Annotated in this window: 10 protein-coding genes and 1 pseudogene; 7 read left to right on the forward strand and 4 right to left on the reverse strand. The window is 41.5% G+C overall.

The features are described from left to right. Nucleotides 1-9 precede the first annotated feature (9 nt). The 6 genes from GARC_RS17930 to GARC_RS17955 are packed head-to-tail and all read left to right on the forward strand — an operon-like array spanning nucleotide 10 to nucleotide 7,297. Entirely contained in the window at nucleotides 10-1,323 is a 1,314-nt protein-coding gene (locus GARC_RS17930) for a TolC family protein (protein WP_007622818.1), read from the forward strand. Nucleotides 1,324-1,334: 11 nt separating this feature from the next. Then, entirely contained in the window at nucleotides 1,335-2,570 is a 1,236-nt protein-coding gene (locus GARC_RS17935) for an efflux RND transporter periplasmic adaptor subunit (RefSeq protein WP_007622820.1), read from the forward strand. A gap of 9 nt (nucleotides 2,571-2,579) precedes the next feature. Continuing rightward, on the forward strand, nucleotides 2,580-5,717 hold the full coding sequence (locus GARC_RS17940; RefSeq protein ID WP_007622822.1) for an efflux RND transporter permease subunit: 3,138 nt from the start codon (nucleotides 2,580-2,582) through the stop codon (nucleotides 5,715-5,717). Further along, the gene (locus GARC_RS17945) at nucleotides 5,707-6,402 is read left to right on the forward strand and encodes a HupE/UreJ family protein (RefSeq protein ID WP_007622824.1); all 696 of its coding nucleotides are present in this window, start codon (nucleotides 5,707-5,709) and stop codon (nucleotides 6,400-6,402) included. Before GARC_RS17940 ends, GARC_RS17945 begins: the two co-directional genes overlap by 11 nt. Before the next feature lie 17 nt (nucleotides 6,403-6,419). Further along, nucleotides 6,420-6,947: a hypothetical protein gene (locus GARC_RS17950; protein ID WP_007622827.1), complete on the forward strand. Its 528-nt coding sequence runs from the start codon at nucleotides 6,420-6,422 to the stop codon at nucleotides 6,945-6,947. 23 nt (nucleotides 6,948-6,970) lie between these two features. Beyond that, on the forward strand, nucleotides 6,971-7,297 hold the full coding sequence (locus GARC_RS17955) for a DUF6488 family protein (protein WP_007622829.1): 327 nt from the start codon (nucleotides 6,971-6,973) through the stop codon (nucleotides 7,295-7,297). A gap of 1,169 nt (nucleotides 7,298-8,466) precedes the next feature. On the opposite strand, the gene GARC_RS26045 is transcribed toward GARC_RS17955, so the two are convergent. Then, a complete protein-coding gene (locus GARC_RS26045; protein WP_007622834.1) occupies nucleotides 8,467-10,071 on the reverse strand; it encodes a sterol desaturase family protein in 1,605 nt (534 codons plus the stop codon). A gap of 146 nt (nucleotides 10,072-10,217) precedes the next feature. Between GARC_RS26045 and GARC_RS17970 the strand changes: the two genes are divergently transcribed. Then, nucleotides 10,218-11,231 carry an AraC family transcriptional regulator gene (locus GARC_RS17970; protein ID WP_007622836.1) on the forward strand — a complete coding sequence of 338 codons (1,014 nt, stop codon included), beginning with the start codon at nucleotides 10,218-10,220 and terminating at the stop codon, nucleotides 11,229-11,231. Between the two features lie 19 nt (nucleotides 11,232-11,250). On the opposite strand, the gene GARC_RS27110 is transcribed toward GARC_RS17970, so the two are convergent. The 3 genes and pseudogenes from GARC_RS27110 to GARC_RS17980 all read right to left on the reverse strand — a co-directional run bounded on the left by GARC_RS27110 (nucleotide 11,251) and on the right by GARC_RS17980 (nucleotide 13,378). Beyond that, the gene (locus GARC_RS27110; protein ID WP_039989984.1) at nucleotides 11,251-11,445 is read right to left on the reverse strand and encodes a TOTE conflict system archaeo-eukaryotic primase domain-containing protein; all 195 of its coding nucleotides are present in this window, start codon (nucleotides 11,443-11,445) and stop codon (nucleotides 11,251-11,253) included. Then, nucleotides 11,396-11,892: pseudogene (locus GARC_RS27760) on the reverse strand (TOTE conflict system archaeo-eukaryotic primase domain-containing protein). Before GARC_RS27760 ends, GARC_RS27110 begins: the two are co-directional and overlap by 50 nt. A gap of 244 nt (nucleotides 11,893-12,136) precedes the next feature. Continuing rightward, nucleotides 12,137-13,378, reverse strand: a complete 1,242-nt coding sequence (locus tag GARC_RS17980) for an ATP-binding protein (RefSeq protein ID WP_039989986.1) — start codon at nucleotides 13,376-13,378, stop codon at nucleotides 12,137-12,139. Between the last annotated feature and the right edge of the window lie 61 nt (nucleotides 13,379-13,439).

Genomic DNA, 13,439 nt, shown 5'->3' on the forward strand with positions numbered 1-13,439 from the left:
GAATAACACATGCAAAACTATTTAAATTTTTGCTTAATCAAAAAACCGATTGCAGCTCGGTTTTTAGTCCTAAACAAACGCTGCATTTACTTAACACTCGCTGCGGTGCTGCTGATACTACCGCAGTTAGCACATTCGCAAGAGGTGAATAATAAAGACGCACTAGATTTGTCCCAAGCGATTGGCTTTGCGCTGTCCGAGCACCCTGAAATGGCGGTGTTTATCCATCAGCGCGATGCGCTCAATGCAAGAGTAAAACAAGCTAAAGTTTTGCCCAGACCAACTATTGGGTTAACGATTGAAGATGCAATGGGAACCGGCACGCACAGCAACTTTGATGCAGCCCAAAGCACACTGAGTATCGCTTGGGTGCTTGAGCAACGTGCTATCGATAGTCGCGTGAATGTTGCTAAGAATGCAGCAACACAAGTCGATTTTGAAAGGGACATAAAAGCCTTAGATATTTCTGCACACACAGCAAAATTGTTCATTGAAGCACTGATTTTAGAGCAACGACTACAACTAGCAAAGCTGGCTGAGCAACAGGCCGATGGTGCATTATCTGCCATAACGCGAAGAGTAAAGGCGGGTAAAAGCCTATCCATTGAACAGCTACAATCTGAAGCAGAGCTTGTACGAAGAAGTTTGGAGGTTGAAGATTTAGAGCATGAATTAGAGGCGAGTCGTTATCAGTTGGTAGCGCAGTGGGGAGGCGAACCCAATCAATATGTGCCTCAAGGCGACTTACTCGATGTCCCTGTTATCGAAAATTTATCTACTCAATTAGCCAAACTAAAAGCGCATCCAGCTCTATTGGCATTTGCCAATCAACAACGTGTTGCGCAGTCACAAATAGAACTCGCTCGTATCGAAGCTAAACCTAAATGGCAGGTATCAGCGGGGATAAGGCGCTATGAAAGCACCGATGATTTTGGTTTAGTTGCGAGTGTCTCAATTCCTTTTGGTAATGATGCACGCAGCTTGGGCGAGGTCCAAGTTATCCAAGCTAAACGAGCTGTATACCAAAGCCAAGCCGATGTGTTGGCACGCAAACTCAATACTCAGTTGTTCGTATTATTGCAAAATATGAAACACAGTAAACATGTTATCGACACGCTCACCGAGCGAGTGATCCCGTTGCTAGAAAAAGCGTCTGAAGAAGCCAGTAAGGCATATGACATAGGCCGACTTGGCTATTTAGAGTGGACGTCTATTCGACAAGAGCTGCTAAGTACTCAAGCGCAATTGCTTGATGCATATCAGGCTATACACCTTCAACACATTGAAATTCAGCGCCTTACTGGTGCAAGCCTTTCCAATTAAGTGAGAAAAAAATGAATAAACGACTCTTTATTTTTGTATTTTTGTGGCAGCTTGGAATAGCTTGTGCGCTAACACCCAATGCGGCATTGGCTGAATCGTCAGCCGTAGCAGAGGAGCCCGAGCCTGAAAAAGGCCCAAATAACGGCAGAATGTTACGAGATGGCGACTTTGCAGTTGAACTATCTATATTTGAAACAGGTGTCCCGCCCGAATTCAGAGTGTGGGTGACTCAAGATGAAAAGTCAGTTGCGCCTCAGAAAGTGCAATTAAATATCAAATTAACGCGCTTGGGTAAGCGGATTGATGACATCAACTTCAGGGCCGAAGGCGATTACCTGCGAGGCGATACGGTAATCTACGAACCACATTCGTTTGTTGTTTCTGTCAGCGCTCGTCATCAAGGTAAACCCTATACGTGGCAATATGACAATTTTGAAGGCCGCACGTTGATTCAAGATAAAGTGGCAAAAGCGATGGAAATTGATACCGAAATAGTCAGTGCTGCCAGCTTACATAAAACCATCAAAGTATACGGTAAGCTAGTGTTTCCAGCGAATGCAAAGCGTCAAATTAAAGCCCGTTTTGAAGGGGAAATCAAACAAGTGCATGTTGGCTTGGGAGATACAGTCAAAGAAGGACAGCTTTTACTCACCATCGAAAGTAACGAAAGCTTACAGTCCAATCAAATTAAAGCGCCGATTGCGGGCGTTATCACTGAACAGCTTGCCAATAGCGGCGAACAAACGGGACAGCGAATATTGCTTGAAATTACTCAGCCTAGCAAACTTATTGCGGAGCTTGCGGTGTTCCCGATGGACTTTATGTCGGTTAAACAATCTGCTCCGGTTACCTTGATGGTTAATGGTCAGGACGCCTCAATTCCCACAGCTATAAACGGAAATCGACTTACGATTCGAAATGATCAAGCTCGATTATTCCTTGCTGAAGTTGACAATTCCAATGCGTTATTAAGTGAAGGTACTTTTGTATCTGCGTTAATCGAAATCGACACTTTTGATGTGCCCTTAGCAGTTAAACGCGTTGGGTTGCAGGCTTTCAGGGACTTTACCGTTGTGTATGCCAAGGTTGGCGAGCAATACGAAGTGAGAATGCTGGAACTGGGTCGTGAAGCTGGTGAATGGGTTGAGGTACTTGGCGGCATTGATGCAGGCACAGAGTACGTCACCAATAATAGCTACATCATTAAAGCCGACATTGAAAAATCTGGCGCATCACACGACCATTAGGAGTAGCACATGCTAGATTTTATTTTACGCTTTGCGATAAAACGCAACATTCTTGTCATGGTGCTAGTGCTGGTGGTTTCGGCGCTAGGCTTGTGGAATTTCACCAAATTACCCATTGATGCTGTGCCTGACATTACTAATGTACAAGTAATGATTAATACTGATGCACCAGGTTATACGCCGCTGGAAGTCGAACAGCGTATTTCATATCCCCTTGAAACCGCATTGGCAGGATTGCCAAACTTGGAAGGCACGCGCTCTGTTTCTCGCTATGGTTTATCACAAGTGGTTGCCGTCTTCAGTGACAATACCGACGTGTACTTTGCACGCCAGTTGGTAAATGAAAGGCTTTCCGCTGCAAAGTCAGAATTACCACTTGGACTGGAGCCTCAGTTAGGTCCCATTGCGACCGGACTTGGCGAGATATTCATGTTTACAGTTGACGCCGAACCTGGCGCGACGGATAAAGATGGTAACTTGATTACACCTATGGAATTACGCTCTGTGCACGACTGGGTGATCCGCCCTCAACTTATGCGAGTGCCGGGGGTTGTTGAAGTCAATCCCATCGGGGGCTTTGAGCGAGAGTTAGTCGTGGCTTTTGACCCTGAAAAACTGTTGACCTACGGCGTCACTCAAGCTGATTTAGTCAATGCCATTGAAAATAACAATACTAACCAAGGTGCCGGTTTTATTGAGAAGAATGGCGCACAATGGCTCATTCGGATCCCAGGGCAAATTGAAAACATTAACGCCCTTGCCAATACAGTGGTGAAAACCACTGATGGCGCCAGTGTTCGTATTAGCGATGTGGCAAATGTGGTTGAAGGACATGGCCTACGCACAGGTGCAGCGACTCAAGATGGCCGTGAAGTGGTGATGAGCACAGTGTTTATGTTGATAGGCGAAAACAGCCGCACAGTTGCATATGCAGTTGGCGAAAAACTTAAAGAAATCAATAACTCACTACCAGAAGGGATTGTCGCAACCGCCGTATATGATCGCACAAAACTAGTTGACCAAACACTTAATACCGTCAAGACCAACCTGGTTGAAGGCGCATTGTTGGTTATCGTTATTCTGTTTCTGCTCTTAGGTAATTTTAGAGCCGCGTTTTTAACTGCCTTAGTGATCCCTTTTGCCATGTTAATGACAATAACCGGCATGGTGCAAACCAAGGTCAGTGCTAACTTAATGAGTTTAGGCGCATTGGATTTTGGTCTGCTGGTTGATGGCGCTATTATCATTGTCGAAAACTGTTTACGTCGTCTCAGTCATGCTAGTCCAGACGGTCAGCAACTAGCACTAAAACATCGTCTGGATATTGTATTCACAGCCACTAAAGAAGTGATACGCCCAGCCTTATTTGGCGTATTTATCATTACTGCGGTATATCTGCCCATTTTTGCGCTAGAAGGCGTGGAAGGTAAGATGTTTCACCCGATGGCGCTTACTGTTGTTATTGCTTTGTTATGTTCGATGGTTTTGTCCATCACCTTTGTACCCGCCGCTACTGCTTTGTTGTTTAAAAAGCCTGTTAAAGAAAGTCGTAACTTCATCATGAGCGGTGCGACTTTTGTTTATAAGCCTGCTCTTAAGTGGGTAATAAAAACAAGATGGTTTGTGGTGGTGTTTGCCGTCGCTCTGGTGGGGATCATGGGCTATCAGGCAACAAAGCTTGGCAGCGAATTTGTGCCTAACTTGGATGAGGGAGACATTGCTATGCATGCACTGCGTATTCCTGGTACATCATTGAGTCAAGCGGTAGCACTACAAGAAAGCTTAGAAGCCCGCATCATGGAAATGCCAGAAGTGGAGCGGGTATTTGCAAAAATTGGCACCGCCGATGTCGCTACCGATGCTGTACCGCCTAGTGTTGCCGATAACTTCATTATTATGAAACCACGAGAGCAATGGCCTAACCCGAATAAAACCAAAGACCAAATTGTTGAAGACTTAGCAGCATTAGTTGAGCCTATTCCAGGTAATCGTTATGAATTTTTGCAACCCATACAGATGCGTTTTAATGAACTGTTGTCAGGCGTGCGAGCCGAGCTAGCAATAAAGGTATTTGGTGATAATTTTGAAATATTGAATGCTGTCGGCAGCGAGATTGAGAGTGCTATCGGCAGTGTCGAGGGAGTTGCTGACATCCAAATGGAACAAACAACAGGTTTGCCGATGCTCACCATAGTGCCGAAAATGGAAAAGTTAGCGCAATACGGCATTTCAAAAACGCTTATTCAAGAGCAATTGGCAACATCCTTGGGTGGACGCGTGGCAGGAAAATTCTATGAGGGAGATGCAAGAGCCGATATTGTTGTGCGTTTGCAAGAGAGCTTGCGCAGCGATGTTGATGCATTATATCGCCTACCTATCCACTTGCCAGATGGTCACTATGTACCATTACAAGAGTTGGCTGATATTGAAATGCTACTGGGTGCAAACCAAGTCAACAGGGAAAATGGTAAGCGCCGCGTTGTGGTGACTGCAAATGTTCGCGGTAGGGACTTGGGCAGTTTTGTAGCGGATATAAAAACACAAATAGAGAGCAAGGTAGATATTCCTGCGGGTTATTGGCTGGAATATGGCGGCACCTATCAGAAGTTACAATCTGCTTCACAGCGTTTGTCCATAGTAGTGCCAGTCACTTTGTTATTGATCCTTGGACTACTCATTCTTGCATTAGGCTCGTTTAAAGATGCCATGATCATATTCACTGGTGTGCCATTAGCCCTAACCGGCGGCATTGCTGCGCTTATGTTGCGAGATATTCCTTTTTCAATATCAGCGGCAGTTGGGTTTATCGCATTATCAGGGATTGCCATACTAAATGGTTTGGTCATGGTGTCGTTCATACGGGATTTGCGTAAACAAAACATACCGCTGGAACAAGCAATATTTGATGGCGCAATCACGCGCCTGCGGCCTGTCATTACCACAGCGCTGGTTGCTTCATTAGGTTTTGTGCCAATGGCGTTAAATACGGGAATGGGCTCTGAAGTACAGCGCCCCTTAGCCTCTGTGGTTATCGGTGGGATCATTTCATCAACCATACTGACCTTGTTTGTGATCCCCGCGTTATATCGATTATTGCATAAAGATAAAACACCTACGGCTGACAAGGAGCAATTAAATGCTCAATAATATTAAACCATTCGCCGCATTCCTTATAGGTTTGCTTTTGGTAAGTCTGTCTTTTGGTGCACTTGCGCACGGAGTGGATGACAATACCCGAGTGTTCTTGGAACAAAATACGGGCATGCAATTCATTCCGTTTATCTATATTGGCGCTAAGCATATGTTTACCGGCTACGACCACATATTGTTCTTGGTCGGCGTGATATTTTTCCTGTATCGAAGTCGTGATGTATTGCTGTACGTAAGCATGTTTACTGTTGGTCATAGCATTACTTTGTTATGGGGGGTATTGGGTGACATCCAGGTTAATCCCTATTTAATTGATGCCATCATTGGCTTCTCGGTTGTGTACAAAGGTTTTGATAACTTGGGTGGTTTTAAACGCGTGTTTGGCAGGCAGCCGAATACCAAGTTGGCCGTGCTGATATTCGGTTTATTTCATGGCTTTGGTTTAGCCACTAAGCTGCAAGAATTTGAACTGGCTCCAGACGGATTAGTTGCCAATATGATTGCATTTAACATTGGCGTCGAATTGGGGCAATTTATGGCGCTTGCCTTCATTGTGATTGTGATTAACTTTTGGCGAAAACTACCGTCATTTGAGCGTTTTTCAACCGTTACAAACACCATGCTTATGAGCGCTGGGTTTATGTTAATTGGTCTCCAGTTAACTGGCTATTATTTACATTAATTAGAACGAGAGAACTTATGACACAACATGTAGTAAGCACAAAAACATTAATAAAATCGACCATTGCTGCCACTATTATCGCAGCCGTGGTATTCGTATGTTTTATTCTTCCAGCAGAATACAATATTGACCCAACGCACATCGGTCATGAACTAGGATTAACCGCGTTGGCACACCTTGACGATGAATCAATACCAGTAGCAAAAGACACCGCAATCACAGAGCAAGGACAACAGGTGATTGAAGTAATGGTGCCTGCCGGGACAGGTATTGAATATAAATTTCAAATGAATCAATACGACAAAATGACCTACGAGTGGTTAACCGATGGCGAACCGCTTTATTTTGATTTACATGGTGAGCCTGAAGGCGACACTACAGGTTATTTTGAGAGTTACGCTATAGCCACGCTTTCAGAAATGAAAGGCAGTTTCACCTCGCCTTTTACCGGCTCTCACGGCTGGTATTGGAAAAACACCAATAACAAACCCGTCTCAATCCAATTGATTGTTTCGGGCCAGTACACCGCTATTGGACTTAAATAGTAAACACCACATAGGACTATAAAATGAAAATTATTTTACGCACATTATTACTGATTGCCTATATTGGGCAAGGCGCTGCCATTGCACATCAAGACCATAACGAAATTACTAGTGAAACTGCACTTGGCATTGCCAATAAATTCGTCCAACAGCTTACATTTAAGGATTTTGGTTATGAAGTGGGTCAACTTAACGAAAGTTGGAAATCGCTAACAGAAGCGAACTTCAGTGTAATTGAAGTGTTGGAGAAATCGTTTATCGTTAGCGCAGCGAACTCATCTACTAATACAGTCATTTATTTCGAGATAGCCAAAAATGGAAGCGTGCTCAGTGTAAACGCTTCTAAGTAATCAGCATTGAAGGTGAACACAGCAACGCTGTTGAAACTCATGCAATCTGACACTTCGCCACATTCTTTGACAATCCGAAAGTCACAGAATGTGTCGTGTTGCAGTTACTCGAAGTGGAATATTTACAACGGGTAAACTTGCATATGATTCATTTCTAAAAACATGGATGATTGCTGAAAAGTTCTAGGTTAGCCAAAGTAGAGTTGACGAACGATCCTATCGTCGCAAATGGAAAATGGCAAATTGCAGATAGTCGATGAAATTGACTGTATGATTACTTCGAGGAAGCAACGGTAAGTTAGTAACGACGCCTTCTACTATGAGTGTACTGGGAAGGTCGTCCCTCGTAACTGAGTGCCTCTTTAAGCACGATCTCCCGCAACAACTGTTAATTGATTTAATTTGGGGCAGGTTTCAATTGATTATCAACTGGTGAGGTTATGAGTTGCTCACGGAGCATTAATTGGGATATCGATAGCACAAATGATCAAGATATCTAATTAGTAACTAGCAATACCCCACTTTGTACTCCTTAGTGATGATAGCAATGCTGCCCAAATAATCACTAAGGGTATCGTCTCTTTACCATCATATAGAAGCAGATCTTTTTTAAAACAACAGCCTGCAAAGTTAAGTTATACCAATCCTTTTAAATTAATCGCTTCCCAATTAATTTATACACATAAATTGTGTAGTGGCGAATAAATGTAATTGCGACACAAGATTGAAAACTCGATGCTTTATTTAAAATTTGTCAATTATTTGGGGCTTTGGCTTGCCTTACTGAGCCTATTACAATTCAAATGAATATGGTGGCATGGACGGCTGGAATTTCAATTCTTGGTTTGTAACCGAGGTTGTCTTCGAAGGGGCCGTTAAAGGTTTATTTTCGCTTTTGTTTGGATCAGGCTTTATTTTAATGCCTAACAGTCTCGAAAAGCTCGGCATGGATGTTTACACTAGGCGGCTAGAGTGGTTATTAGCATTTGGTTTGATTTATGGCCAACTACGGTAAATTAGAACATGTAGAATTGTAGTGTGTGGTAGTCGCCATATGGGTATTTAATATAGTGTTTTCCAATATATAGGTTGTTGCAATGATTGGTGTTGTAATGTCATACCAGAACACAAACATCCGCCTTTTATCATGAATAAAAGGCTCAACACATTTAATAAGTAAATTGCGCGTTTACTGCGTTTTTTAAACGCAGCAACGAGTCTTCTGATTTTTGTTCAACTTTTGACTTAAAAAACAGCGCATTTACGGTTACCAAAGCAAAGTTGGGCATAGTGTAGTGCAATGTTCTTTCGAATTCGGATTTGTTTCCTAATGCCCGCACCTGATATTGAAGTCGAATAGTCGAGCCATTGGTTTGGTTGTTGGCTTCGGCAATCCAAGTATCGTTTGTGCTTTGAATCACTTTCCAAGATAAATGATTTTTACCCAAGGCTGTCTGTATATCTTCTTCAAATGTATCACCTTTAATTAAAGGCTGTGATGAACTCACATACACTTTTGATGATTGTGGGTGCCAGTCTGACCATAATCCAGGCGAGCTAGCATATGATAGTACCTGTGCCGCTGGTTTATCCATCACTATAGTGTTGATAATCTGAGTAGTAGAGGTGCTAAACCATAAATTTGAAGCTAGCCAAAATGTAACAGGTAAGCGAATAAGCTCAAAAAACGTCAGACTTTTACTACCTTCTAAAAAGTGACTAATAGCAACAAAACCATAAACAACAGTGAATGTGCCAAGTATTAACATTAAGGCCGATAATTTTGGCGACATAAATAAAAACATAACTGTGATAGCTATTAGTAGTAGAAAATTAATAGCAGTATAAATTTTCACTAAGTTTGATACTTGGGGATCATATTTTACTATGTTGGTACTGCCCGAGCTTTGCAGTTTGCTTGTTGAGCCATCGCCTTTTATACAATCCCTTGGTCTCCAGCCAGTTGGTTTAAACCATAATATAAATTTGTCATGCCACGAAGCTGTTTTTACCGTGTCTTTTGCTAACATTTCCCAATGCTGCAAATTTGCTTTAATGGGGTTTAAGGTATTGAGGGGGAGCGTGGTGCCATAATGACATGGCTCTTGGGCTAATTCTGGTTGCCATGTGCCAAATATGCGATCCCATATGGCTAAGGTTCCACCGTAGTTTCGGTCAATATATACGGGGTTTTTGGCATGATGAACACGGTGGCTGGAGGGTGTTGAAAATATGCCCTCTATAAGCGGTACTTTGTTTATGGCTTGAGTGTGTAACCCGAATTGATAGAGTTTTAGTAAAATAAACAAAATTAAGAATACTTGAGGAGGGCAACCTAAAAAGGCTAAGGGCAGATAAAATACCCAAGAAAAAGCATATTGGAAGGCACTCTGCCGTAATGCTGTGGTGAGGTTGTATTCTTCACTTTGGTGATGTCCAACATGGGCGCCCCATAAGAAATTTATTTCATGGGCAGCTCTGTGAAAAGCGTAATAACAAAGATCCAAAACAAAAAAGAATACAACCCAAGTAATTGGCTCCTGAACACTAAAATCCAACGACCTGTGGTTTTCCCATAAGTACATATAAGCCGCAAATGTGAAAGTTTTTAATAAGGCATCCGATATCAATAGGCACATTCCCATCGAGAGGCTATTGACTGAGTCGTTATAGCGATGCAGGTTCTTGCCTTTTAGCCTTAGGAATATATATTCGATAGCCATAAAGAACATAAATAAGGGGATGACTAAACCATTGAGATTGTATTCAGACATTAGTGAACCACGTTAAAATTGTTGTTATATGCTCCTTAGTATCTGTCTACTTAGACTAATAGTCATTGACACTAACGTCTAAAAATTGACAGTATGTGACAGTTTCATCATATATATTCTTCGTAAACTGCACATGCAAGGTTGTCATGAAATATCTCTATATCGAAGGAGAGTGGGTTAATTCTCTGCTCAATACTTTTGCTGATTTAGGATTAAATCTTAAAACAATCATTCAAGATTTCGATGAAATTGAAAATGATCGCGTGTTTACTAATCAAAGATTAGAAGTAAGTATCGTTAGGAAAATTTGGCATCGGGCGGATAGGTTGGCGCAAGACCCGCTTCTGGGAGTTAAGGTAGGCAGATTACTTAATTATAGAGCGCTAGGCGTTTTGTCACCTGTGATTTGGCATAGCCCAACTATTCGAGATGTTATCGAAAATATTAAAAAATTTCAGACGCTGATCAGCGAAAGTGGCCGCTACCATATTAATGAAAGACTTATTGATAATGAGCCAAGCCTTTACTGTGAATATGTTGCTGTAGAAAGTAGCGTACCCATTAATCATCATCAAATTTTGGCGGTTGTAGCGCATACTATTGAATTGATGAGAGCAATTACCAGCAGTACCTTCAAGATTAATAAAATATATGTACCAAAGAGTCTGAATGCAGAACTACTTGCAAATAAGTTTGGAATTAAGGTAATCAGTCATAATGGTAATTTTGCGATTTGTTTCTCTTCCAATCAAATAGATAAACCTTTTTTGGGAGTAGATAATAACCTTTATCAAATAAATTTGGCTTACGCCGAAGAACTCTTGAGGGGCAAGAATGCATCTAGTGCGCTGATTAACTCAGTTAAGGCTTTAATTAAAGAAGGGGGGCTTGCTTTAGCTAATATAGAGTTTGTAGAGTCGTCACTCAGACTAAATAAACGTACATTGCAACGCACCTTAACTAAATACGGCACAAGTTTTCGTCAACTTAAAGAGGAGGTGTTGAAAGAAGAAACAGTTAGCCTACTGCTAAAACAATCAATAGATATGGAAGGGTTAGCTTCCTATTTAGGATATTCAGAGCCCAGTGCTTTTTATCGCGCTTTTAAGACATGGTATAAAATGACACCAAAGCAATTTTATAAGGGCCACCATTATTAATTTATTTTCTTGCCTCCAACTACAGTGGCAAAGCAATCAAGTTACCAAAACCACCCTCTGGCATAATATCTTGATTAGGAAATAATCTATCGAAGCAATCAAATGATAGTAACGGATAGAGTTCCATTGTTTTACGCAGTAGACCATTGCCTAACCGCCGAGCATCACTGGCCGCTACAGCTTCTGAGAAAAATATCCATACAATGACCGCCATGCCCACTTCGTGAACGCTCTAATAAATAAGGAATATCTAATGATCCACAAGTAAGAGAAAATGCTGTTTCCGCTTTAAACCAATCATCTTTGTCAAAATCAGCGGCTAGAATATACGTTGAGTTATCATTTAATAAAGGGTAAATACCTACCGTTTGAATACCTTTCAAATGCCCATAAATAGCCTGATAATCAGGAGCTTTAAATTTCTGGTTTTACATTCGGTACAGCTAATCTTTGGTTTGTTGCAGATATTTGGTTGCCATTCATTCCAACAAGCAGGTGAATCGCCACTTCTACCATTTTTTGATTCCCACCTAAACGGATACACATCATTACGGCCCTTAAAATATGATAGAAAAAGGGTAGTTTTAGATTCAGGAGAGGCGTGTAGATTAAAGTTTTGAGCTAATTCAGTTTCATATTGTGCGCACGATATGCGTATCATTTAAGTTTAATAATTAGAAAAATAAAATAAGAAAGCCCGAATATTGCTATTCGGGCTTTCTTAAAACAGTTATGGGTTTCTATAAATATTGAAGGGTATACGCCTCAATATTATTTGCATCTTGCCGCCCATTGGTGTGTATATCATTGATAGTAAAGGAAAAATAAAAACTTTGGAAATGGTGCCCCGCTTTATCCCTCCTTCAATAATGCAAATCTGGCAATAAAATACCTATCACATTAGACTATCTACCCCATAACGATGATAACGGTGCTGCGCAAATGTTTTCACCGAGTGGCATAGTTTCGGTACCGTCATATAACACCAGGCCTGTTTTAAAACGATTACCAGCGAGCTCTGCCAACTTTTTTAATCCTTTTAAGTCTTTCTCGGTAACAGTAGCAGACGCTTTGACTTCAACCCCAACAATATCTCCTATCGTATTTTCAATTACAAAATCTACTTCAACTTTATCGGCATCTCGGTAATACATAATGCGATAATTACCGTCAGAATTTGTAGTATGTTTGAGAAGTTCGCCATAAACGAATGTTTCAAGTACATTGCCGAATCGAGTTTTATCTAGTTGAATTTCATCTGTTGTTAAATCAAGCAGTGTGCTCAACAAACCTGAATCAATAAATTGTAGCTTTGGGGTTTTGACGACACGATTGAGCCGATTACGAGACCAAACGTCTATTCGTTTTAGTAAATACATTTGTTCAAAAATGCCGATATATTTGGATGTTGTCTTACCATCAAGGCCGACTCGACCGCCAAGTTTACTATAATTACACATTTGACCCACAGTCTGGCACAGTGCACTTAGAAAACGAGGTAATTGATCAAGTTTATCAATATTTGCAATATCTCTAACATCCCGCTGAATAATAGCGTCAATGTACTGTTGTGACCATTTGGCTCGTCTGCGACTTGTTTCTCGTGCCACCGATTCTGGATAACCACCTTTCAGAACACGATCAATAAGTCCAGCACCAACTGATAGCTGCGCAGCCTCAAGAATGCGCCCTTTAAACGCGTTATCGATCCAATTAGCAGTTTGTAGCTCTATTTCGCTTTGAGACAGAGGTAATAAAGATAAAGTTTCCATTCGTCCGGCCAACGAATCGGCAACCTTTGGCATTGTCATTAAGTTTGCTGATCCGGTAAGCAAGAATCGCCCTGGACGCCTATCTTCATCTACACTCTTTTTAATCGCTAATAGTAATTCTGGAGCGCGTTGAATTTCATCAATAACAACCTTGTCTATGTCTCTTATCATGCCAACTGGATCGTTTTTAGCGGAAAGAAGTGTTAACTGATCATCTAATGTCATGTACTTTATTCCCTGCTCAACCGATATTTGCTTAACTAGGGTTGTTTTGCCAGCTTGACGTGGTCCCGCGAGTAAAGTGACGGGTGTATCTTGTTGTGCTTCGAGTAGACGAGGCTTGATGAGTCGAGAATACATATTTATTTTATCCACAATAATATTTCGCGATAATTTGGGATTATACTAACGTAAATTACGGAATGTAACTACTCGA

Origin of the sequence: Paraglaciecola arctica BSs20135 (genome assembly GCF_000314995.1) — a bacterium.
Classification (GTDB): Bacteria; Pseudomonadota; Gammaproteobacteria; order Enterobacterales; family Alteromonadaceae; genus Paraglaciecola; species Paraglaciecola arctica.

Coding starts and splice junctions, on each gene's coding strand:
- GARC_RS27110 (WP_039989984.1), bottom strand. CDS start 11,445: ATGGCGGTCATTGTATGGATATTTTTCTCAGAAGCTGTAGCGGCCAGT.
- GARC_RS17970 (WP_007622836.1), top strand. CDS start 10,218: ATGAAATATCTCTATATCGAAGGAGAGTGGGTTAATTCTCTGCTCAAT.
- GARC_RS17945 (WP_007622824.1), top strand. CDS start 5,707: ATGCTCAATAATATTAAACCATTCGCCGCATTCCTTATAGGTTTGCTT.
- GARC_RS17940 (WP_007622822.1), top strand. CDS start 2,580: ATGCTAGATTTTATTTTACGCTTTGCGATAAAACGCAACATTCTTGTC.
- GARC_RS26045 (WP_007622834.1), bottom strand. CDS start 10,071: ATGTCTGAATACAATCTCAATGGTTTAGTCATCCCCTTATTTATGTTC.
- GARC_RS17930 (WP_007622818.1), top strand. CDS start 10: ATGCAAAACTATTTAAATTTTTGCTTAATCAAAAAACCGATTGCAGCT.
- GARC_RS17950 (WP_007622827.1), top strand. CDS start 6,420: ATGACACAACATGTAGTAAGCACAAAAACATTAATAAAATCGACCATT.
- GARC_RS17935 (WP_007622820.1), top strand. CDS start 1,335: ATGAATAAACGACTCTTTATTTTTGTATTTTTGTGGCAGCTTGGAATA.
- GARC_RS17955 (WP_007622829.1), top strand. CDS start 6,971: ATGAAAATTATTTTACGCACATTATTACTGATTGCCTATATTGGGCAA.